Origin of the sequence: Enterococcus rotai, assembly GCF_001465345.1 — a bacterium.
GTDB lineage: Bacteria > Bacillota > Bacilli > Lactobacillales > Enterococcaceae > Enterococcus_L > Enterococcus_L rotai.
Genome location: NZ_CP013655.1, coordinates 896,052 through 919,891, shown reverse-complemented (window position 1 = coordinate 919,891; position 23,840 = coordinate 896,052). Strand labels below are relative to the sequence as shown.

The following is a 23,840-nucleotide window of genomic DNA, read 5'->3' as shown; positions in this document are numbered from 1 at the left end:
CTGTTCAGCTTTTAATGAAAGGAAGTCATCATGTCAGAGCGTGGGTTATTAATTGTACTATCGGGTCCTTCTGGGGTTGGTAAAGGAACGGTGCGCAAAGCAATTTTTGATAGTGAAGAGAATGATTTTCAGTATTCGATTTCTATGACTACCCGTAAAATGCGGGAAGGGGAAGTAGAAGGGGTAGATTATTACTTCCGCACAAAAGAAGAATTTGAAGCAATGATTGAAGCTGGCGAGATGCTAGAATATGCACAGTACGTAGGGAATTACTACGGAACGCCGCTTTCTTATGTCAACAAAACGCTTGATGAAGGAAAAGATGTCTTTTTAGAAATCGAAGTCCAAGGTGCTGAGCAAGTAAAAGAACAAGTACCGGATGGGGTCTTTATTTTTCTAACACCACCAGATTTAGCTGAACTTAAGTCACGGATCGTTGGTCGTGGTACCGATGCTCATGAAGTGATTGAAGAGCGAATGCGTGTGGCTCGCGCAGAAATCGAAATGATGGCATTATATGATTATGCGGTTGTGAACGATGAAGTTCCATTAGCTGTAAAACGAATCAAAGAAATTATCGCGAGTGAACATTTTCGCGTTGATCGAGTAATTGGCAACTATATTAAAATGTTGAAGGAGATGTAGCCTTATGATGCTAAAACCATCTATTGACTCATTATTAAAAGAAGTACCATCAAAATATTCACTTGTGATCTTAGCAAGTAAACGTGCTCACGAATTAGACGAAGGTGCACAACCAACACTAGAAAGCTTTGAATCTGTAAAAAGCGTAGGTCAAGCATTAGAAGAAATCGATGCTGCAACAGTGATCAATGATCCTCGTCCAGAAGAAAAACGTGAAAGAATGCGTATGGCAAAAGAAGAACAAAAAATGAGACATGAACAAGAACAAAAAGAACTTGAAAATCGCATCCGCGAAGAAAAAAGTTTATAAAATAGCTGAAACTGGGATGAAACCATGAAAAGTTTTCATCTCAGTTTTTATATGTTTAGAAAAAAATAAGAATAAGCCCTTTAATTTTTAGTAACAGAAATCAGAGGAACAAGACAAATGCCTGATTCTTTAGTACAATAGTCAAAGAAAAGCTGAACAAACCCGTTTAACTCTGACAGAAAAATAGGGAAATCTGAACGTGCCGATTTTTGGCACTAGCAGAGAGCATCTTTTTTCCGAAGAGTTGGTTTGGGAGGCTAGATCAAAGAAAAGCTGAACAAACCCGTTTAACTCTGACAGAAAAATAGGGAAATCTGATCGTGCCGATTTTTGGCATTAGCAGAGAGCATCTTTTTTCCGAAGAGTTGGTTTGGGAGGCTAGATCAAAGAAAAGCTGAGCAAAATAGAATGGAGGAATAATTATGAGAAAAGCGGCACAAGTGATTGTTGACGTACCTACGATGCAGACAGACCAACCGTTTACTTATTTGATTCCTTTTAACTTAGAACAACAATTAACCATTGGTATGCGGGTAGAAGTTCCATTTGGTAATGGAAACCGTCATTTACAAGGGTTTGTTTTAGCGATAGATGAAGTCTCTGACGAAGTAATAGCGGCGCAAAAGTTTGAATGGAAAGAAATACTATCTGTTCTAGATTTAAAACCTGTCCTTAATACGGAATTACTGGAATTAGCTGACTATATGAAAGAGAAAACATTTGCCTTTAAAATCACCTGTTTACAAACGATGTTGCCAAGCGTAATGCGTGCAGATTATAGTAAATACATATATTTAACGGATGAATTAGAAGAAACAATGCAAGATGAGTTATTTTATGGCTTAGATGAAATTGCTTGGGAAGATGCTGTAGCACGGAATATTTTACCGCAATTGTTGCAACTTAGAAAACAGCAAAAAGTCGATATTCGCTACGAAGTGAATACTCGAAATAGAGTCAAAATAATCCGCTATGTTCAAGCGTTAAAAAACGTTGAACAATTGGAAGAAGCACGAATGGAACTTAGAAAAGGCTCACAGAAAAAAGAGCAATTGATCAACTACTTACAGCAAGTAGGCCTAGAAAAAATGACCACGGTCAAAGAGATGAAAGAACTAGGATTTAGCACAGCTGTTTTAAATGACGGAGCCAATAGACAGTGGCTGACCTTTATCGAAGCTGAAGCCTATCGTGATCCATTTGCTGATCATACATTTGAAAAAACGACAGCATTAGCCTTGAATGACGAACAACAAAATGCTGTAAACAATATTCTGGATTCAGTCAACCAAGCGGTAAGTCAAACCTATTTACTAGAAGGAATCACTGGTAGCGGGAAGACTGAAGTCTATCTCCAAGTGATCGCGGAAGTCTTGAATCAAGGAAAAACCGCTATGATGTTAGTACCTGAAATTTCATTGACACCACAAATGGTCCATCGGTTTAAAAGTCGGTTTGGTGAACAAGTCGCAGTGATGCACAGCGCCTTATCTCAAGGAGAGAAATATGATGAGTGGCGTAAAATCGAACGTGGTGAAGCACAAGTTGTAGTAGGCGTACGTTCGGCAATTTTCTCTCCTTTAGAAAATCTTGGAGTAGTTATCATTGATGAGGAGCATGAAGCCAGTTATAAACAAGAAGAAACGCCACGTTATCATGCGCGGGATCTTGCCATTTGGCGAGCTGCCTATCACAATTGTCCAGTGGTCTTAGGCAGTGCAACACCTTCACTAGAAACACGAGCTCGAGCACAAAAAAATGTCTATAAACGCTTAGTACTATCAAAAAGAGCCAATCAAACAGCCACGTTACCCACAATTGACGTTGTGGATATGCGTGAAGAAATTCAAAATAAAAATACGTCGTCCTTTTCAATAGCACTACAAGAAAAGATCCAAGATCGTTTAGCTAAAAAAGAACAAAGTGTTCTGCTGTTGAATCGTCGAGGCTATTCTTCTTTTGTAATGTGCCGAGATTGCGGCTATGTATTACCTTGTCCAAACTGTGACATTTCGCTAACACTGCACATGGATACGAAAACGATGAAATGCCATTACTGTGGTCATGAAGAACGTATTCCTTATCATTGTCCCAACTGTAGCGGGGATAAAATCCGTTATTATGGAACTGGAACGCAAAAAGTGGAAGAAGAACTTAAAGCATTATTCCCTGAAAGTCGTGTTTTACGGATGGATGTTGATACTACAAGACGAAAAGGTGCGCATGAGAAAATTTTAACAGCCTTCGGTAATCATGAAGCGGATATTCTGCTTGGGACACAAATGATTGCTAAAGGATTAGATTTTCCAAATGTAACCTTAGTCGGTGTCTTGAATGCTGATACGGCACTGAATTTGCCAGATTTTCGTTCGAGTGAACGGACATTTCAATTGTTGACCCAAGTCAGTGGTCGGGCAGGACGTGCTGAGAAGCCGGGGGAAGTGATCATTCAATCTTTTAATCCTGAACATTACGCAATTCAGTTAGCGAAGGCTCAAGATTATGAAGACTTTTACCAAAAAGAAATGTACGTCCGCCATCGTGGCGATTACCCACCATTTTATTTTACGGTGCAAATCACCGCGAGCCATCCTGAAGAAAATCAAGCGGCCAAGCAGATGTTTGAAATAGTCAAAGAATTAAAAGCAGGCTTGTCTGACCAAAGTATTTTATTGGGACCAACACCAAATGCTATTATGCGTGTGAATAATCGTTATTTTTACCAAGTAATCATTAAATATAAAAACGAACCGAATTTGCAAAATATCTTAAAAAAAATACTGACCGACACTCAAAGAGCAACAGCACACGGTTTAAAGTTATCAATCGATGCTGAGCCAATGAATTTTATCTGATTCATATGACCTGTCAAGAATCACAGTGAGCAATAGAACTGGGAGGATTGATTTCAAGAAAGGAAACTCTATGCGCTATCCTATAGTGATACACCCTAATGAACGCCTAAAACAAAAAGCAAAACCAGTAACAATGATCACAGATGAAACAGTGAAGCTTCTAGAAGATATGTACGAAACGATGATCGCCCACGATGGGATTGGTCTAGCAGCTCCACAAATTGGGAAAAACCTGCAATTAGCAGTAATCGAAGTGGATGATGAAACTGGTTTATTTGAGTTGATCAATCCTGAAATCGTTGAGCGAAAAGGCACAGATATCGATGTGGAAGGCTGCTTAAGTATTCCAGAAACCTATGGCACTGTTGAACGAGCAGATGAAGTAACCGTTCGTTACTTTGACCGTGAAGGAGACGAGATCGAAGTGACCGCCTATGGCTATCTCGCTAGAGCATTTCAACATGAAATCGATCATCTAAATGGTGAATTATTTATCGATAAAATCATTGATCCAATCAAGCCAGAAGATTTAGATGCATATATGGAGGAACATTTAGATGACTAAATTAATTTTTATGGGAACACCCACATTTTCAGTCCCGATTTTAGAAGGATTGATCGAAAATGGTTATGAGATTCAAGCAGTTGTGACGCAGCCGGATCGCCCTGTTGGACGTAAAAAAGTTATCACGCCAACACCTGTGAAAGAAGCGGCAGTCAAACATGGATTACTTGTCTTACAACCAGAAAAAATCTCAGGTTCACCTGAAATGGAAAAAATTATCGAACTTGCGCCTGATCTTATTGTGACAGCCGCTTTTGGCCAATTTTTACCAGATAAAATTTTAACTGCACCAAAATTTGGAGCAGTCAATGTTCATGCGTCATTGTTGCCAAAATATCGTGGCGGAGCGCCTGTTCATTATTCGATCATCGAGGGAGAAAAAGAAACTGGTGTCACGATTATGGAGATGGTGAAGAAAATGGATGCTGGAGATATCCTTTCTCAAAAAGCGATTCCAATCACTAAAACAGATGATGTTGGGACGATGTTTGATAAATTAAGTCTTGTGGGGAAAGAATTATTGCTGGAAACATTGCCTAAAATTTTAGCTGGTGAAATCACGCCACAACCTCAAGATGAAAATGAAGTAACGTTTTCTCCGAATATCACGAGAGAACAAGAACAAATCGATTGGCATAAAACAGCGGAGCAAGTCGACAATCAGGTACGTGGTATGCGTCCGTGGCCGACAGCTTTTACTACCTATAATGGAATCAATTGGAAATTATGGGATGTTACCCCTTTGGATGAAACGACAAATGACGTTCCAGGGACGATCATCAAACGTAGCAAAAAGGAATTATGGATCGCTTGTGGAGAAGGGACAGTTCTTTCTGTAAACACAATTCAGCCATCGGGCAAAGGAAAATTATTTATCCAAGACTTCTTAAATGGTGTCGGTAAAACAGTCGCAGAATCAGATAAGGTGGGCTAGTCAATATGGGAAAGAAAATACCAGCAAGAGTAAAAAGTTCTGTCCGCTATGTGGCATTAAGAACGATTGAGCGCGTTGATAATGGCGGTGCGTATTCAAATTTATTATTAAATGAAATGATCAATAAGTCTGCTTTAGGAGAAAAAGATAGTCGTCTATTCACAGAACTTGTGTATGGCACGATCAGCCGAAAATTGTTATTAGAATATTATCTAACGCCATTTATTACCAACCCTAAAAAAGTCGATAGTTGGGTGAAAAATTTACTGAGTTTATCAATCTATCAATTAGTCTTTTTAGATAAAATTCCTGATCACGCCATCATCAATGAAGCTGTTGAAATCGGGAAACACCGAGGCAATGTTGGCATCGGTAAATTTGTGAACGGTGTACTTCGGGCATTTCAACGAGAAGGAGCACCAAGTTTAGACAATATCAAAGATCCTGTCGAACGCCTATCAGTAGAAATCAGCATGCCCAAATGGCTGACAGAAAAGTTAATCAAACAAATGGGATTGGAAGAAACAAGAAAATTAGGGTTATCGCTTTTTGAAAAAAGTCATGTTAGTGGCCGTGTGGATACACGTGAAATCAGCATTGAAGATGCGTTGAAGGTTTTACAAGAAGACCATATCGAAGCCCAAGCTAGTCAAGTTTCCCCTTATGGTGTGGTTGCGGATAAAGGCTTTTTAGCCGGGAATTACTTGTTTGATGCAGGGAAATTGACGATCCAAGATGAAAGCTCGATGCTTGTTGCCCCAGCCATGCAAATCGAAAAAAATCATGTGGTTTTAGATGCTTGTGCGGCGCCTGGTGGTAAAACGACACATATCGCAACATTCCTTGATGCAGCGCAAGGCGGTCGCGTGAAATCGTTAGATATTCACGATCATAAAATCAAGTTGATCAAGCAAAACGCTGATCGTCTCCATGTAAAAGACGTCGTAGACACTGAAAAATTAGATGCACGCAAAGTTGGAGAAGAATTTCCAGCAGAATATTTTGATCGGATTTTAGTAGATGCACCTTGCTCTGGATTAGGGTTGATGCGTCGTAAACCAGATATTAAATACAATAAATCAGCACAAGATTTTGATCAATTACCTAAAATTCAATTAGAAATTCTTGAAAGTGTTGCCCCAACGTTAAAACAATGCGGTATAATGGTCTATAGCACATGTACGATTGCCGAAGAAGAAAATCAAGAAGTTGTTGCAGCATTTTTACAAAAACATCCAGAATTTAAAAAAATAGATGTCAGTGTTAGCGAGGCTGTAGAGCCTTCTGTGCATGAGCAAATGCTCACGCTATACCCGCATCAATTAGGCACGGATGGATTCTTTATTTGCTGTATGCAGAAAGTTTGTTAAACGAGGTGAAGCATAGTGGAAATCAATTTTCAATCAGATGTCGGACGGAAACGGAATACCAATCAGGATTATGCTGGTTTATTTGAGAACCAATCAGGAGTGTCTCTAGCTATTTTAGCAGATGGAATGGGCGGTCATCAGGCAGGAGATGTGGCTAGCCAGATGGCGGTCAATAATCTTGGTGAACGCTGGCAGGAAAGCCTAATCGATACATCAGAAAAAGCTGCAAAGTGGCTGATCAAAGAAATTCAAGATGAGAATGAAATGATTTATGAAAAAGGTCAATCTCGCCCAGAATATTTAGGAATGGGGACGACGATTGTTAGCGCCGTTTTACTTGATCAATCATTTGTGTTGGCGAATATTGGTGATAGCCGAGCTTATTTAGTTCGTAATGGTGAAATGCGCCAACTAACAGAAGACCATTCTTTAGTAAATGAACTAGTAAAATCTGGCGAAATCACTCGCGAAATGGCAGCCAATCATCCACGTAAAAATGTTTTAACACGTTCATTAGGCATGCCGCGGATGGTAGAAGTCGATGTTGCTAACCATCTTTGGGTACCAAATGACTATATTTTGCTATGCTCAGATGGACTGACAAACATGGTTTCAGAAGAGGATATTCTGGCTACTTTACTTTCAGATAAAACGTTAAATGAAAAAGTTGAAACACTGATTGCAACTGCTAACGAAGCAGGTGGGGCGGACAACATCACTGTCTTAGTGATCCATTTTGACGAACAGAAGGAGGAAAACCAATGATCGAAATCGGCAGAAAATTGAATGGTCGATATCATATTATTGGCAATATCGGCAGTGGCGGTATGGCAAATGTGTTTTTAGCACATGACTTGATTTTAGATCGTGACGTAGCGGTTAAAGTGTTACGTTTTGACTTTCAAAATGATCAAGCAGCAATTCGCCGCTTTCAAAGAGAAGCTCTAGCCGCTACCGAATTGGTTCATCCAAATATCGTCAGTGTCTATGATGTAGGCGAAGAAGATGGGTTGCAATACTTAGTAATGGAGTATGTGAAAGGGATGGATCTAAAACGATTTATTCAAACACAATACCCGATTCCATATGCAAAAATTGTTGATATCATGGAACAAATTTTATCAGCAGTTTCACTAGCGCACGAACATAGAATTATTCATAGAGATTTAAAGCCACAAAATATTTTGATGGATGAAAGTGGAGTTGTTAAGATCACCGATTTTGGGATCGCCATTGCCTTAACGGAAACATCTATCACTCAAACCAATACAATGCTAGGATCTGTGCATTATTTATCTCCTGAGCAAGCTCGCGGCAGCATGGCGACTAATCAGTCGGATGTTTATGCAGTTGGGATCATCCTATACGAGATGCTAACAGGTAACGTGCCATTTGATGGAGAGTCAGCTGTAACGATCGCCTTGAAACATTTCCAAGAAGAGATGCCTTCAGTCAAAACAGTTGATCCTAATATCCCTCAATCTTTGGAAAATGTGGTATTACATGCAACAGCTAAAGACCCGGCTGACCGTTATAAAACAGCTGAAGAAATGTCACGTGATTTATATACTGTATTGGCTGCCAACCGTTTGAATGAACCTAAATGGCAACCAACAGGATTGATAGGTGAAACCAAGATCCTAACGCCAATCACAGACGAAATGGCGATGCCCTCTTCATTCAATACAATGGAAACACCTCCAGAAGAGCGAAATGAGCATGAAGAGATCGAAGAACAAGAAGCTGCTGCAAAAAAGAAAAGAAAGAAGAAGAAGCGTGTGGTCATCATAATGATTTTATTGGCATTAACGTTGATTATTGGCGGATTATTCTATTTTGCAGGACGCGGCAGCAGCGAAGTTAAAGTTCCCAATGTTGAAGACAAAACTGAAACACAGGCACGCAGTATGTTAGAAGATGCGGGTCTGAAAGTGAAAGACGATGTAAAACAGATACAAAGTGATAACATCGAAGAAGGAAAAGTAGTCAAAACAGATCCTGAGATAGGCTCTACCGTTAAGAAAAATCGTGAAGTCGAATTGTATATCAGCTCAGGAAATAAAAAAATCAAGTTAGCTGATGTTACAGGCGACAGCTATAAAGACGCCATTGAAAAACTCGGTGAACAAGGGTTTAAAGAAAGCCAAATCAAAATCGAAAAAGAGACAGACTCTAAAGTAGATGAAGACAAAGTCATCAGTCAGACACCGAAAAAAGGGGAAGAAGTTGACCCGAAAACGGATGAAATCACATTGGTTGTCAGCAAAGGGCCAGACGATATCTATTTAGCTGACTATGCAAGCTTAGGCTATAGCTATAATAATGCGGTAACGGAATTGTTGAGTTATGGGATCAAAGAAAGCCAAATCACTCGAGTAGATCGACCAAGTGACACAGTCGCCAAAGATTTAGTCATGGAACAAAACCCAGCAGCGGGTAATCCATTTAATCCTAAAAAAGGGAAAATCACATTGACTGTTAGCTCTGGACCAGATAAAACAACAACGACTAGTTCTGAATCAAGTACAGTAGTTTTAGGAAGTTATGCTGAAAGTTACACATATGATAACGCAGTCAATGCTTTGACTAGTTTAGGAATTAAACAAAACCAAATTTCAAGAGTTGATGAAGCAAGTGACTTACCTAAGGGAACGGTTATCTCACAAGATCCAGGTGCAGGTGCGACCTTTGATCTTAAAAATGGCAAAATTACATTAAAAGTGAGTTCTGGCCCAAGTAATGTTAGCGTTCCAAACGTCATGGGACTCTCGCAAACGGAAGCTAAGGCGCAAATAGAAAGTAGCGGTTTGAAGTATGTAGACGGTTCTGGTGATACTGCAAAAGGAAAAGTGATTAGCATATCGCCAAGCGTTGGTGACAGTGTTGCCAAAGGGACCTCTATTACAGTCAATTTCTCAAGCGGAACTGACTCAACAGGCAACAATAATAGTTAGAAAATAAGTTAAAGTGATCAAGACAAAATCTGTCTTGGTCACTTTTTTCATAAAGAACATTGATTTATCTAGCCCTGCGTTTAGCTTTTCTTCAACCTATGGTAAAATGAAACCAATAGAGACGAGGAGGTGGCATTTCTGAAAGGTCAAATCAGAAAAGCATTAAGCGGTTTTTACTACATTTATGCAGACGGTGCAACGTTTCAAACTAGAGCACGTGGGAATTTTCGGAATCGAAATATCACACCGTTAGTGGGTGATGAAGTGATGTTTGAAAGTGATAATCCAACGGATGGTTATTTGCTTGAAGTTTTCCCGAGACATAATGAATTAGTGCGTCCACCAGTCGCAAATGTGGATCAAGGTGTGGTCGTTATGAGTATGGTCGAACCTAATTTTTCTTATAACTTGTTGGATCGCTTTTTAGTTACATTAGAAGATAAAGGAATCGCTCCGATCATTTATTTAACAAAAGTTGATTTACTGAACGATACAGAGAAGGTCAGTGTCGCAGATGTTCAACATGTCTATGAAAAAATCGGTTATCCTGTAATTGCTGCAACAAAAACGAATGACGACGAAGCAGTTCGGGCTTTGGAGCAGTATTTTCCTGAACGTTTGACTGTTTTTATGGGTCAATCTGGTGCAGGGAAGTCAACCTTACTAAACAAAATATCGCCCGATCTACAGCTAGCTACTGATGAAATTTCTGAATCATTAGGCCGTGGGAAACATACTACACGCCATGTGGAACTGTTGCCGTTGTATGATGGATTAGTCGCAGATACACCTGGATTTAGCTCGATCGACTTTTTAGAGATGGAAGCAACGGAATTACCTAAACAGTTTCCCGAATTTGTAGAAGCTTCAGTATCATGCAAGTTTCGTGAATGCATGCACCGCAAAGAACCTAATTGTGAAGTGAAAAAACGCGTAGAAGCTGGAACCATTGCCCAAACACGTTATGATAATTATCTGCAGTTTTTACTAGAAATCGAAAATCGCAGACCGATTTATAAGAAAAAATAAGGAGTGACTTTAATGAAACTAGCACCATCGATTTTAAGTGCCGATTTTGCAAATTTAGAAAGAGATATTCAATTAGTCGAAAAACTAGGAGCTGATTATATTCATGTGGATGTTATGGATGGTCAGTTCGTACCGAATATTACCTTAGGACCTAATGTGGTTTCAGCAATTCGACCGGTGACAAAATTACCGTTGGATGTTCATTTAATGATCGTTCAGCCGGAAAATTATATTGAAGCGTTTGCTAAAGCCGGAGCCGATATTATCACCGTTCATGAAGAATCAACACCACATATCCATCGTGCTATTCAAATGATCAAAGCCTCAGGTGTGAAAGCAGGCGTTGTAATCAATCCTGGCACGCCGTTGTCAGCGATTGAATATGTGCTGGATTTAGTCGATCAAGTCTTGATCATGACGGTCAATCCCGGATTTGGTGGACAATCGTTTATTGAAAGTTCATTAGATAAAATTGCTCAATTAAAAGAGTGGAAAGAAACGAAAGGCTATACGTATGATATCGAAGTGGATGGTGGTATTGTGCCAGAAACAGCCAAGCTTTGTAAAGAAGCAGGTGCCAATGTCTTTGTGGCAGGTTCTTATATTTATGATTCAGAAAGCCCCAAAGATCGAATTGATGCATTGAGAGCTGTGCTGAATTAATGAATATTCTGCTTGTGGCTGGCGGTTCGCCGGATGAGTGGCCGCAGTTTGACCCGAAAGAGTTTGACTATTTCGTGGGTATTGATCGAGGCAGTTTATATATCGTAGAACATGGCTGGGTGTTGAACTTAGCAGTGGGCGATTTTGATTCATTAACACAGGATGAGCAAAAACGAATCCAAAAACAAGCGCAAAAATTGGTGCAAGCACAAGCGGAAAAAGATGATACTGATACTCAATTGGCTTTGGCCTTGACGGTTAAATCATTTCCAAAAGCTGACATAACGATTATTGGCGCAACGGGTGGTCGTCTAGATCATTTTCTAGCTAATCTATGGTTGCCCTTGGAACCACGTTTTCAAGCATTTGCGGGTCAAATAAAGATAAAAGATCGGCAAAATAGTATTGCTTACTATCTTCCTGGTAGCTATATCGTGAAGCAAGAATCGGGAATGGATTATTTAGCTTACTGTTGTTTAACACCAGTTAAGAATCTGACGTTAACCGAAAGTAAGTATACATTGGATCACGTAGACGTAGAAATTCCAACTTCTTATGCAAGTAATGAGTTCGTGGGAGCAACTGCTGGAGTGTCATTTGATGCTGGAATGATAGCAGTGATCCAAAGCCGCGATAAATAAAAAAAGCTGAACGGCATGCCGTTCAGCTAAAACTGCAGATGATAAAATTTATAATTTTACTTATTCTGATAAAAAATGTTCTAATGAAAAAGGTTGTTCCATTGGAACATTTTTATCTAAATTATATTGATTATTAAAGGCGTCAGAATAAGTGTTAAAATAACATAAATTACTTCTCCAATAGTTATGCTCCGCTTCAGATCCGCCAAGTCCTTCCAAATAAACTTTCTTAAATGAGTGAAAAGATTCTTCTTGATTTTGTGACACACTCCAATTTTTGTTTTTTATACGAGTTACAATATCGCTTACTTTTTTTCGAAGAATACTGTCTATTCCCTCGTTTGACAGTATGCCAGTTTTTATTTCGATACTTCCCACTACTACCATACCAAGGTACTCTGCATAACGTTGAAGTTCCATAGATACATAGTTGTTTCCATTGGTATCGGAAATGCTAAGTATTATGCAGAGTTTCCCTCTTAAATGAAATAAATGTGTCCAATGGGCTATTCGATCAAAGAATGTTTTCATAACTCCTGGAATTCCATGAGCATAGACTGGAGCACTAAATATAATAATATCAGCTTCTTCCATTTTCTTTTTTATTAGTTCCATATCATCTCTAATTGAACATTTCCCTCTTCTAAAGCATGTAGTTGCTCCTACACAATCGGATATTAAATTTTTCTTTGGATCAAATTGAGAAGAAGTTAAAGAAGTTTTAAATGCAGTTCTTAAGGTTTCAATTACTCTATCAACGCAATATGAAGATAATGATTTTTTTCCTCTATAGCTACCAGTTATTGAGACTACGTTTATCATTTTCTCACCTCATTTCTACTTGCTTACAAAGATTTGAATAGTAACCATGTTTGTTGAGTAGTTCTTTATGATTTCCTGTCTCAATTACTCTGCCATGTTCTAAACAAATTATTTTGTCTGAATCTTTTACTGTTGATAATCTATGAGAAATTGTCAATAGTGAAATTTTTTTCTTTTTTAAATTTAAAAAAATTTTATTCTCATTTTCTGTATCTAAAGAACTGGTTGCTTCATCAAGAATTAATAATTGTGGATTTCTGACTAATGCCCTTGCAATAGAAAGTCTTTGTAATTGTCCACCAGAAAAGTTCCCACCTTGCCCAGAAATAATTGTGTGAATTCCCATAGGTAACGATATGACTTCGTTTAGTAAATTAGCAGTTTCTAAAGCGCTTAAAACATCTACTTCATTTATAGTGTCATCATCGAGTGTAATGTTTTTATAAATACTTTTGTTAAAGTATACGGAGTTTTGCGGGACAACACTGACTATGTCTTTAAAACTATCGCTATTGATTGCATTGTTATCTATTCCGTTAAATATGATTTTTCCACTTTCAGGTCTGTACAAGTTGGCTAGTAATTTTACTAATGTAGTTTTACCACTGCCGGAAGAACCTACTATGGAAACTTTTTCACCTTTGTTTACATTTATATTTATAGCAACCAATGCTGGTTCACTAGTATCATTGTACTTAAAGGAAACATCCTGCATTGTTAAACTTTCAAACTCATTTATTCTTTGAGTAATAATTTTTTCAGGTCCATACTCATCTAGTAAATCGTTTAAATAAAACAATGATGCTTTCATTACTTTTATTGACATAATGTCTGTAGTAGCTGAGAATACTTGAGTAAAAAGAGTGGTACTAATGCTGTATAATGCAAATAGAGTCCCAATACTAAGTTGGTAAGGTGAAAATGGTGATATTAAAAATAATACAAAGTATATGGGGAGAAACATAACCAGAGCATTAACTACAGTGTTTGAATTTTGAATTTTTCTTTGAGATTTTTTATACTCGTTTATAAAGGAAAAGAAGCCTGCAATATAATTTTTCTGAAAGTATGATTCCAAATTTAAGCATCTAATTTGAAACATATTATTGACAATCTCATTTAAAAGACTATCGAGTTTATCCTTTTCTCCTAGCTCCTTTTCCTTCTGAATTAAAATTTTTTGGCTTCTTTTGTACGAAGCTAAACCTATAATAAAAATAATAATCAGTAGCAAAGGAAGAATACTATGGTAGTTTAGGACTAAATAACTTAGTATTACAAAAATTGAGGTAAATGATACAACAAGTTTTGTCATACTTTCAGATATTACATCTTGAATGTTTGTCAACAAGCTCAAGCGAAACATTATGTTTCCAGGCGATCTATTGTCAAAAAAAGAATAATTTATCTTAAATAAGTGATGTATTACTTTATAGGATATATTTGTATATAATTTTTCTTGGAGTAAAATAGATATTTTGTTTTTGATTAGTGAAATAATTAGAAAAAATAGTGTTAGTGCAAACACCGTGAAACTGATCTCTCCAAAATGTATGATTCGACTTGAAAATAAATTATCTATTGTGGTTCTTAAAATTAGAGGTATAAATACTGACACCAAGTAAGCTATAAGAGAAAATCCCGTTACCAAAAGCAACAAAGGCAATAGAGACAGCACTATTTTATTTATATGTCTAAATTCTCGAATCTTCTTTGAAGTTTTGTTAAACTCTGGGGTGGGGATTCCTGTGAGTGCAATTCCTGCAAATTCAGCGTTTAAGTCATATAATGACATTAGTCGTAGTCCTTTAGCAGGATCATAAACATCTATTTTTCTTCCCTTTTTTTTCTTATTAAAAATAGCTACAACAAAGTGATTATTTTTCATATAAAGTATAAAAGGTTCTCTTTGTTCAGGCAAGTCAATGAGATTTTTAGTTTGATAGGCTTTAGGCTCAATTCCAATAGTTTTGATTACACGAAACAAATCAGCTAAGGTCATTCCATCTCTTCCTGTGTTAAACAAGTTTCGATAATAGCTTAGAGGTTCTTCCTTTTTATAGTACGTTGCAAGCATACTAATGCAACATAACCCACATTCGTTTTCAGCAGTTTGTTTAGATAATTTAATCTTTTTCATAAAAGCACCTCTCAAATTTCTAAATTCATAATTGATGGAAGATCATTGTGTAAATATCTTAAATAAGTGTATGCTACACCGCCGCTTCCAAGCATAAATGATTCAAAATCTGCATCACTATCCTTAACAAACCTGAAATTTCGAAGATTATTAATGTATAATTGACTAATAACACTAGAAATTTTTGAATTAACATCAATAAATCTATTAACAGTTAGCAAAGCATCAAGAAAGCCATAACTTCCGTGACATAAACTGATATCCTCGAAATCATCAACTACTAGAACTATAAACGATTGAAAATATTCAATTATTTTATGATAAAGGGAATCATTTTGTTTTAAGTCTTTAGCGACAAAAGCAAGTATGGTAATCAAGCCAGAATTACCGTTACACCACCCATACTTTTTTAAGTTCTGCTCTGTATTGCTAAGGATTTCAAAAACTTTATTTTTTAGAATTAAATCAACTTTTGGATCGTGGAGTACTCTATTTATTGCTATTTTTCCAACTAGGTAGCCTAACTCTCCATGTGCTAAAGAACTGTTTTCAATATCTGTTACATTAAAGTCACGTTGACTAACAATTTTCATGAATTGTTGAATCAAATTATTAACTTCATAATCTATGTTTAATTTATACAAGTTACTGAGTAACAGGCATATGCCAGATAATCCATTAAAAAATTCATTTTCCATTTTTTTTATGGACTCAAAATTATTAATATAATTAATGATTTTTTTAGTATGTTGTAAATAATCTATATTCTTTGTTAATTGGTAGAGTGAGATGTTTAAAAATAATAACCCAGAAATTCCGTTGTACACTGAATAATTAACTGGTGCATCTTCACGTTCTTGAGTCAATCGCTCGAAATCTTCATTTAAAGTCAAAGTGTATTTTTCAGATAACGCCAAAAAGGTTTCATCATATTTATTCCCATAATAGGCCATTGCTAAAATCGTGCCAATAGAATGATAGAAATCAAAGCCGACTCTTTTCAATTTGAATTTGTTTCCATCTAATAATGATATTCCGTACATGGTAGCTCCAACATCATTAATGTATACAGTGTTCCTTTCCAGATTAAGAAAATAATCCTGTAAATTAGATACAATCGAGTTTCTATTTATTCTATTTTTCGACCCTTCACAAAGTACGTTTAAGTTATCTTCAGGATTTAATATTGTAGCAATTGACATCCTAATAAATCTGATTTGATAGTCAATATCTACTTCAGAAAAACTCTGGATTTTATTAAAAACTTGTTCAGATGGTGGGGCGATAAAATAATTCTCACAGATTATCTTATCAGAGCTATATAAATGTCTCGTATTAAAAGTGCCATAAAAATATGGAACATTACCGTTTTTTAAATCTTCTACTTCTTTTTCGACCCTTAAATAACCAGATTCACTTGGAATGAAATTCTGAACTAATATATCAAATACAGCATTATAGGCTTGTTTGCTTTGCATCACTTTTGGATGTTTGACAGAATCTAAAAACTTACCATATATGTATGTTGGTCTAACAACTTGCCTAAATTTATTATTTTTATAGGTATACTTGTTTAATAAATCTGTAAAATCTTTCTTATTTTGTAATATACTTTTACATCCTGTCGAAAATCCTACTATCAAATTGTTAGCATACTTAGCCGAATTTTCTAATTTACCATTCAACACTACCAAATTTTTTTCAGGAGAAAAACTATAATTAACTTTTCTGAATACAAAATCTAATGTAGGATGGTTAATGATTTCGTATGTTTGCATTTTTTTTGAAGGTGTAGTCTCAGTAAAGAGAGCACTTACATTAACATCTAACCCGTCATCACCATCTGTGATGGGTAATAACGACGTTGCTAAAACACTGTCCGCAATATCTTTGTTGCCTACTGCTTTATATCTGTCAGACCGCTGTCCAGTGAAAATCGTTTCCATATCAATAAAATAGGGATTATTTCCTTTAGAGATCATATTTTCAAAATGCAAGTCGCTCGTTCCAAGGATATAAAAAATAGATAAAGCGATTCCACACTTTTCATAGAATGTCTCTACATCTTGAACTGAGTGACAATGGGAATGTTGTATAAATTCATGCCAAGAGTAGTTTTCTCTAGAGAGAACTAACGTTGTCTCTATTTTGTTAGCTACGTCTTTATTTACTAAATTAGTGATTTCTTTAAATAATAGATCTGTTTCTCCATCCCTAGGCTTAAATATAAGCTTATCCCCACTTTTAAACATCACTATAGCTACAGATTTGTCTTGATGTTTGTCTCCCATAGATAATTCAATGTTTGAGATGTCATCGAATTTTCCTACAAAGTGTTCATGAATAAATAGTTTGTCTTTTTGAAAATAGTTATAGATTTCCTCAATGTAACATAAATAAAGGTCCAGTTCATTTATAATACGTTCATGTAAAACTGTATATTTTTTGAAAAAAAATGCTATATTTTGAAAATCATCAAAATATGTAAGGAATTCTTCACACCTATGTTCAATGGTCTCTCCATGGAGTTTCCCCAAGGCGTTTAATTCTTGATATTCATTTATAATACATTCTAAACCTTGTTCCAATATAATGTTTTTTAGAGAATTTTTAACATATGGATATTCAGTTTGTATATCCATAGAATTTGTGGTAGCAATATTGTCAAGCAATTTCTTCGCAACGTTATTAAAAAAAACTATTTTTGACTGTAACATATTTAACAACCTCCTGAAAAAGCAAGGACGCTTGGCATCCTTGCTCAAGTTTTAACAAAGACCAGCAGCAGTCATTGTACGACCAATTGTATAAAGTATTACTGTGACAGAAATGACAATAGCGCCGCCTGCACCGTATGTTTCAGCACTTGCGTCTTGACCACCAACTGCTGAAAGTTTAGATAGCTCATCTAAATTCAATTCTTTGCACATTTCATAGCTTGTGTTCTCCATGTTAGGCACCTCCTTTAAAGATGATTTTGTCCCTAAATTTATTTAAACAAAATGTCGGAACTAATTTCATGATATCATAATGTGATTTTGATGTAAACGTTTTTTTGAGGTGTTTATCAATCAAAAAAATATATTAATTAGTCTTTTGCTAAATTAAATCATACTGATTCTGTTTTTGCAGGTTTAATTAATTTCTAATTTTTAAGAAAAAATTGATTGACTTTATGTTAGTTAATGATTACGATTATGTTTGATAGAGATTTAGCTATGAGTTAAAATAATAGCAACGTTAACTTGTTCAAGGAAGTCTTATAATATTTATAGTGAGAATAAACGCTGCTTACTGGAACCAGTAGAGAGGTATTCACTTTATTGCTAAGTTATGATGTAGATGCTTTTAATACTAGTGGATAATGAAAGGAGATTTTGATGAATAATTACAATGACTTTATTTCGTACCAATTGAAAGGGCTTGCTCAAGGAGTTAATAAATTATTAGGACAAAATGAAAGTGAAAATACTGAATTAGTAAAAGAAGATGTGTATACCACTTCTTTATCTAGTTCAAAAAAGGAAATAGAAAGCTATATACTGATATCTGACTTTGCTAAAGCGGAAGCTATACTTTACAATTTATTTGAAAGCGAGGATAGAGAAGAGGTATATTCGCTGGGGGAATGGTTTTTTGATAGACTTATGCATTTATCGGATACAAACTTAGCTAAAGGTGGACTTTCGGTATTAGATGTTGCTATGAAAAAGTATAATTTTTTTGATCAAAATCATAAGTAACGAATTTAGAATTATATTCTAAATTCGAATAAATGGCGAGACAAAAGTAGCTCCTCTAAAAATAAGCTGACATTCACAAAAAATTGAAAAGTAATTTTCGTGAATTCCTTCTTATTTTCTCGTTGCTGAATGCTTTTGTCTTGGTATCTTCCACACTTCTGTTCTTATTTTTTTGGTTTTAGCGAAGTGATTTACAAGAATAAATAATTGCAGGCTGTAGAAACAAAATTGTCTAGCAGAAAGGAGTACAGTGAATGAGTTTAGCAATTAGACATTTAAAGAAATCAATGAATGAATATCAAATATTAAAAGGGATTGATTTAACCATTCCAGAAGGTGCGATTTATGGGATGTTAGGTACTAATGGCGCAGGGAAAACGACAATATTCCGACATATTATAGGCATATATACACCTGATGAAGGAACTATTATGTGGAAAGGGAGTTTAATTAATCAGTTTGATCCTACCATAGTGGGATATCTTCCGGAAGAGAGAGGGCTTTATCCAAAAAGAACAGTCAAGCAACAATTATTTTTTTTCGGAAAATTACATAAAATGAGCAAAAAAGAAGTGACAAAGAGTATTGAATTTTGGTTGGATTTTTTTGAAATTAGAGAAAACTTGAATCGAAAAATCAGTGAACTGTCAAAAGGTAATCAACAAAAAATTCAGTTTATTGCTTCAGTAATTCATAATCCAGAATTGATTATACTAGATGAACCATTTTCTGGTCTAGACCCTATAAATACTAGTCAATTGAAAAAAGCTATTCTTTTTTTAAAAGGAAGCGGATCAACAATTATCTTCAGCTCTCACCAAATGACAAATGTAGAAGAACTTTGCGAAAATATTTGCATGATAAAAAAAGGAGAAGTTATTCTTAGTGGCAATTTGGGGGATATCAAGGATGGTATAAAGAAAAGGAAAGTTACGATTCAGGCAGATTTTGAAAGAGAGAACTTAAAGAGAAAGTTTGGTATTGAGTCTTATCAGGAAAAAGATAATATTATTACTTTTTACACGAAAGATAAATATATTGCAAAAAAAATTCAGAAATTTATTTTCCAATCTGAAAATATTCAACAATTTAAAATTGAAGCAGTCTCTCTCAATGAGATATTTTTAGAAAAGATGGGTGAAAAAACATGAGTAATATGTTAACGATTGCTCTTGAAACCTACAAACAAAAAGTAGAGTCAAAGGTATTTATTATTATGCTATTGGTGATATTTTTTGGAACTTTTTTTGGGATGAATTATGAAGCGGTTTTCAAAAAGTCTACAAATAAAGAGAATGTTATCGTTGTATCAAAAGACCAGCAAATTATTCCCATGCTACAAAACGTTGGAAGTGAATCTGATGTTAATTTTATCAAAAGTGGCAATACGTTAGGAGAAGCAAAAAAAGAGATGAAACATGTTGATAGTAAAACAATCTTAACTATTGACAAAAATAATGTTGGACTATACCAAGGTAAAATTTATTATCAAGGGGTTGCCGTGTATGGTATCTCTGAACAGTTACAGAAATTAGTTACATTTTTAAATCAAGAAATTAAAGTAGAAAAATTGAATTTAGATGAGAAGCAAAAGCAATTTTTAAAAGAAAGGGATGTTTTACCGTTAGAATCATTAGATAGAGATTCCAGTAGTTTTAATCAGACAGTCTACTTAGTTTATATTGTTGGATTAATCCTTTATATAGCAGTTATGCTATATTCTACAATGGTTGCTCAAGACATTGCTGTAGAGAAAAGTTCAAGAGTGATGGAAATTTTATTGACAACGATTACTCCTGTTCAGCATTTAGTAGGAAAGATTGTGGGGATTGGTTTACTAGGATTAACGCAAGGTGCAGTACTTGGAATTTCCGCCTATGCTTCCTATAAAGTTTTCAGAGATAGTAGTGGAATATTCAAGTTTTTAAGTGAGGGTAAAAATAACCAAGCAGTCATTTTAGCTATTATTTGCTTCATATTAGGGTACTTAATTTATTCCGTATCAGCGGCGATTCTAGGTTCATTGGTGTCTTCAGTACAGGAAGTTCAGCAACTGATGTATATTTTAATTATCCCTCTATTTATTGCCCTATTTATGGTAGTTATTATGATGACTGGAGATGAGAACAATCAAGTGATCGTAATTTCATCTTATTTACCATTTCTATCCCCGATTATTATGTATGCAAGATACATATTAGGAGATGTAACAATGGTTGCATTTGTTATTGCCATGCTAATTAATGTTGGATTTACAGTGATTCTAGCGTTATTAGGTAAGAGTGTGTACCAGGGTGGTGTATTTATGTACAATGGAGATAAGTCTATAAATACTTTAAAAAAGGCATTTAAATCAGGAAAACACTATTCTTGAATTTAAAAAACTAGTTTCGTTACTAAATTTGATAGATGTTGCTCAGCGTAAGTAGAATGTTTTATCTGTTATTTTTCTGTGTTGGAATGAGCTCCATAACTAAAGCTTTGGTTTAGCGTCAGTAAGAGAGTATACAAGAAAAACTGTATCAACTGGGTATTTAACAACTCAGTTGATACAGTTTTTACAATATTGAGGCAAAATTGCCAAATTATTTCATTATTCTATTAAACACGCTCGATTTTACCAGATTTCAAAGCACGAGTTGACACCCAAACTTTTTTAGGTTTACCGTCTATTAATACACGAACTTTTTGCAAGTTAGGTTTAACAGTACGTTTAGTAGCGTTCATTGCATGTGAGCGGTTGTTGCCGCTGCTTGTCTTACGACCAGTAAAATAACATACTTTTGCCATTTTTAGTTTCCTCCTTTGCTTTGATCTCGGAGCGATAGTTTTCAGCTCATACTAACTTAATTTATCATAGAAAGCAGTTTTTTGCAAGAAGATTTTCAAATCAGTTTGACATTTTCACACAAACGATGTAAATTATACAATTATTGGTAAAATAGATGAGACGCTCTATAATTATCTAGATAAGTTCCTTTTCATTGAGGTACGGCTATGTTAAAATATTATAGAAGAAAATAGGGCAATTGTGCTCTTTAAGGAGGCTTTCATCAATGGCTGTAAAAATCAAAACACCAGCAGGCACCATTGAGATTACCAATGAGGTTATTGCCACGGTCGTTGGCGGTGCTGCGACAGATATCTACGGAATCGTCGGTATGGCTAGTAAAAACCAAATCAAAGATAATTTAAATGGCATTTTGCGTAAAGAAAATTATTCTAAAGGTGTTGTCGTACGTCAAGAAGAAAATGGCGTTGCGGTCGACGTATATACTATTGTAAGTTATGGAACAAAAATTTCTGAAGTTTCTCGTAATGTACAAGAAAAAGTAAAATATAACCTTGAAACACTACTTGGCGTAACTGCTAATTCGGTCAACGTATTTGTGCAAGGTGTTCGTGTGTTGCCTGACTAGGTAGCCAGCTGTTAAATAGATGACTATCATCTATTTGCAGGAATCTCAAAGGAGGATTTTTTAGGTGAATGTAACAGAAATCAGTGCAAGTCAGTTCCAAGAGATGGTTCAGGCAGGTGCGAGTCGTTTGCATGTAAATGCAGAGTATGTCAACTCATTGAACGTTTTCCCTGTACCCGATGGTGATACAGGAACAAATATGAACTTATCTATGACGAGCGGAGCGAAAGCTGTGGCCGATTCTCGTTCTGAGAAAGTCGGAGAATTAACAACGATTCTTTCAAAAGGATTATTGATGGGCGCTAGAGGAAATTCTGGTGTTATCTTATCACAATTATTCCGTGGTTTTTCTAAACAAATTCCAGATGTTGTGACGTTAAACGCAAAAGATTTAGCCGCAGCATTTACTCATGGTGTTGAGACTGCCTATAAAGCAGTAATGAAACCAGTAGAAGGAACAATTTTGACTGTTTCCCGTGAAGCTGCTCGTTCGGGTGAACGTAAAGCGAAAGAAACCGATGACTGTATTGAAGTGATGGAAGCCGTTGTGAAAGGTGCTAAACGTGCTTTAGCCAAAACGCCTGATCTTTTACCTGTCTTAAAAGAAGTCGGCGTGGTCGATAGTGGCGGTCAAGGCTTGTTATTTATCTATGAAGGCTTCTTAGAAGCTTTGTCGGGTGAATTTTTAGCAACAGAAGTTTATGAGCCAAGTCCTGGCGAAATGGATGAAATGGTCAATGCTGAACATCATCGTGGTGTGAGTGGACATGTTGCAACTGAAGATATCAAATTCGGTTATTGTACAGAAATTATGGTTCAAATCGGTGAAGGTCCAACTGTAGACAGCGACTTCGATTATGAAACATTCAGAAACTATTTAAATGAATTAGGGGATTCTCTACTGGTTGTAAATGACGATGAAATCATTAAAGTTCACGTCCATACAGAACATCCAGGTGAAGTGATGAACTACGGACAAAAATTCGGTTCATTAGTGAAAATCAAAGTTGATAACATGCGTTTACAGCATGAAACATTAGTTGAACACGATGCCAAAGCAGCGGTTGCTCAAAAACCACGTGTGCCATTTGCAGTGATTGCAATTGCAGCGGGTGAAGGTGTGCAAGCATTATTCCGTAGTCTTGGCGCAAGCTACATCATCAGCGGTGGGCAAACAATGAATCCTAGTACTGAAGATATTTTGAAAGCTGTTAAAGAAGTCAATGCTGATCAAGTTATTATCTTACCTAACAATAAAAATATCTTCATGGCAGCTGATCAAGCAGCAGAAGTAGCAGACATTCCAGTAGCGGTTGTACCAACAAAAACAATCTCTCAAGGAATGACAGCAATGCTTGCTTTCAATGATCAACAAACTCTAGAAGAAAATAAAACAACGATGACAGAAATGATCGAAAGTGTAGTCAGCGGGCAGGTAACAACAGCTGTACGTGATACAACGATCGATAATGTTGAAATCAAAAAAGACGACTATCTAGGAATGATCGACGGTAAAATCGTCGTTTCTGAACCAGATATGTTTAAAGCATCATTGGATACTCTAAAACGCATGATTGATGAAGAGACAGAAATCGTCACGATCATTGTGGGTGAAGAAGGTACAATGAAAGAAGCTGAAAAATTTGTAGAAGCATTGACTGCTGAATATGAAGATCTAGAAACAGAACTTCATGAAGGTGGGCAACCAGTTTACCCATACCTATTTTCAGCTGAATAATAGATGACTTAT

General features: G+C 36.0%; 21 protein-coding genes. 16 read left to right on the top strand and 5 right to left on the bottom strand.

All coding sequences use genetic code 11. The features are described from left to right. The first annotated feature begins 30 nt into the window (after positions 1-30). The 11 genes from gmk (at position 31) to ATZ35_RS04305 (ending at position 11,966) form a co-directional block, all read left to right on the top strand. The gene (gene gmk / locus ATZ35_RS04355; protein WP_208929658.1) at positions 31-645 is read left to right on the top strand and encodes a guanylate kinase; all 615 of its coding nucleotides are present in this window, start codon (positions 31-33) and stop codon (positions 643-645) included. Between the two features lie 4 nt (positions 646-649). Then, a complete protein-coding gene (rpoZ, locus tag ATZ35_RS04350) occupies positions 650-955 on the top strand; it encodes a DNA-directed RNA polymerase subunit omega (protein ID WP_010766464.1) in 306 nt (101 codons plus the stop codon). Positions 956-1,377: 422 nt separating this feature from the next. Next, on the top strand, positions 1,378-3,810 hold the full coding sequence (priA, locus tag ATZ35_RS04345) for a primosomal protein N' (protein ID WP_208929657.1): 2,433 nt from the start codon (positions 1,378-1,380) through the stop codon (positions 3,808-3,810). Positions 3,811-3,880: 70 nt separating this feature from the next. Continuing rightward, on the top strand, positions 3,881-4,375 hold the full coding sequence (gene def, locus ATZ35_RS04340; protein WP_208929656.1) for a peptide deformylase: 495 nt from the start codon (positions 3,881-3,883) through the stop codon (positions 4,373-4,375). Next, on the top strand, positions 4,368-5,309 hold the full coding sequence (fmt, locus tag ATZ35_RS04335) for a methionyl-tRNA formyltransferase (RefSeq protein ID WP_208929655.1): 942 nt from the start codon (positions 4,368-4,370) through the stop codon (positions 5,307-5,309). Before def ends, fmt begins: the two co-directional genes overlap by 8 nt. A 5-nt stretch (positions 5,310-5,314) precedes the next feature. Beyond that, positions 5,315-6,679, top strand: a complete 1,365-nt coding sequence (gene rsmB, locus ATZ35_RS04330) for a 16S rRNA (cytosine(967)-C(5))-methyltransferase RsmB (RefSeq protein ID WP_208929654.1) — start codon at positions 5,315-5,317, stop codon at positions 6,677-6,679. A 15-nt stretch (positions 6,680-6,694) separates the two neighbouring features. Further along, positions 6,695-7,444, top strand: a complete 750-nt coding sequence (locus tag ATZ35_RS04325; RefSeq protein WP_208929653.1) for a Stp1/IreP family PP2C-type Ser/Thr phosphatase — start codon at positions 6,695-6,697, stop codon at positions 7,442-7,444. Further along, positions 7,441-9,633 carry a Stk1 family PASTA domain-containing Ser/Thr kinase gene (gene pknB, locus ATZ35_RS04320; protein WP_208929652.1) on the top strand — a complete coding sequence of 731 codons (2,193 nt, stop codon included), beginning with the start codon at positions 7,441-7,443 and terminating at the stop codon, positions 9,631-9,633. Before ATZ35_RS04325 ends, pknB begins: the two co-directional genes overlap by 4 nt. Before the next feature lie 129 nt (positions 9,634-9,762). After that, positions 9,763-10,662, top strand: coding sequence for a ribosome small subunit-dependent GTPase A (rsgA, locus tag ATZ35_RS04315; protein ID WP_208929651.1), 900 nt, complete (start codon positions 9,763-9,765; stop codon positions 10,660-10,662). A 12-nt stretch (positions 10,663-10,674) separates the two neighbouring features. Beyond that, entirely contained in the window at positions 10,675-11,325 is a 651-nt protein-coding gene (gene rpe / locus ATZ35_RS04310) for a ribulose-phosphate 3-epimerase (protein WP_208929650.1), read from the top strand. Next, positions 11,325-11,966 (top strand): thiamine diphosphokinase, encoded by a 642-nt coding sequence (locus tag ATZ35_RS04305; protein ID WP_208929649.1) that lies wholly within the window; start codon positions 11,325-11,327, stop codon positions 11,964-11,966. The genes rpe and ATZ35_RS04305 overlap by 1 nt, the downstream gene beginning before the upstream one ends. Before the next feature lie 60 nt (positions 11,967-12,026). Here ATZ35_RS04305 and ATZ35_RS04300 read toward each other — a convergent pair whose 3' ends face one another. The 4 genes from ATZ35_RS04300 to ATZ35_RS04285 are packed head-to-tail and all read right to left on the bottom strand — an operon-like array spanning position 12,027 to position 17,879. Next, the gene (locus tag ATZ35_RS04300) at positions 12,027-12,788 is read right to left on the bottom strand and encodes a flavodoxin family protein (RefSeq protein ID WP_208929648.1); all 762 of its coding nucleotides are present in this window, start codon (positions 12,786-12,788) and stop codon (positions 12,027-12,029) included. 4 nt (positions 12,789-12,792) lie between these two features. Further along, positions 12,793-14,928, bottom strand: coding sequence for a peptidase domain-containing ABC transporter (locus ATZ35_RS04295; RefSeq protein WP_208929647.1), 2,136 nt, complete (start codon positions 14,926-14,928; stop codon positions 12,793-12,795). A gap of 11 nt (positions 14,929-14,939) precedes the next feature. Continuing rightward, positions 14,940-17,645 (bottom strand): type 2 lanthipeptide synthetase LanM, encoded by a 2,706-nt coding sequence (gene lanM / locus ATZ35_RS04290; RefSeq protein ID WP_208929646.1) that lies wholly within the window; start codon positions 17,643-17,645, stop codon positions 14,940-14,942. A gap of 51 nt (positions 17,646-17,696) precedes the next feature. Beyond that, complete coding sequence (locus ATZ35_RS04285) at positions 17,697-17,879, bottom strand: hypothetical protein (RefSeq protein WP_208929645.1); 183 nt, start codon at positions 17,877-17,879, stop codon at positions 17,697-17,699. Between the two features lie 429 nt (positions 17,880-18,308). Between ATZ35_RS04285 and ATZ35_RS04280 the strand changes: the two genes are divergently transcribed. The 3 genes from ATZ35_RS04280 (at position 18,309) to ATZ35_RS04270 (ending at position 21,045) form a co-directional block, all read left to right on the top strand. Continuing rightward, positions 18,309-18,671: a DUF6483 family protein gene (locus tag ATZ35_RS04280; protein ID WP_208929644.1), complete on the top strand. Its 363-nt coding sequence runs from the start codon at positions 18,309-18,311 to the stop codon at positions 18,669-18,671. Between the two features lie 254 nt (positions 18,672-18,925). After that, on the top strand, positions 18,926-19,822 hold the full coding sequence (locus ATZ35_RS04275; RefSeq protein WP_208929643.1) for an ABC transporter ATP-binding protein: 897 nt from the start codon (positions 18,926-18,928) through the stop codon (positions 19,820-19,822). Further along, positions 19,819-21,045, top strand: coding sequence for an ABC transporter permease (locus ATZ35_RS04270; RefSeq protein WP_208929642.1), 1,227 nt, complete (start codon positions 19,819-19,821; stop codon positions 21,043-21,045). Before ATZ35_RS04275 ends, ATZ35_RS04270 begins: the two co-directional genes overlap by 4 nt. A gap of 227 nt (positions 21,046-21,272) precedes the next feature. On the opposite strand, the gene rpmB is transcribed toward ATZ35_RS04270, so the two are convergent. After that, on the bottom strand, positions 21,273-21,461 hold the full coding sequence (rpmB, locus tag ATZ35_RS04265) for a 50S ribosomal protein L28 (protein WP_010761898.1): 189 nt from the start codon (positions 21,459-21,461) through the stop codon (positions 21,273-21,275). Between the two features lie 266 nt (positions 21,462-21,727). On the opposite strand from rpmB, the gene ATZ35_RS04260 reads away from it, so the two are divergent. Next, on the top strand, positions 21,728-22,090 hold the full coding sequence (locus ATZ35_RS04260) for an Asp23/Gls24 family envelope stress response protein (protein ID WP_010761897.1): 363 nt from the start codon (positions 21,728-21,730) through the stop codon (positions 22,088-22,090). A gap of 64 nt (positions 22,091-22,154) precedes the next feature. Beyond that, positions 22,155-23,828 carry a DAK2 domain-containing protein gene (locus tag ATZ35_RS04255; RefSeq protein WP_208929641.1) on the top strand — a complete coding sequence of 558 codons (1,674 nt, stop codon included), beginning with the start codon at positions 22,155-22,157 and terminating at the stop codon, positions 23,826-23,828. The last annotated feature ends 12 nt before the right edge of the window (positions 23,829-23,840 follow it).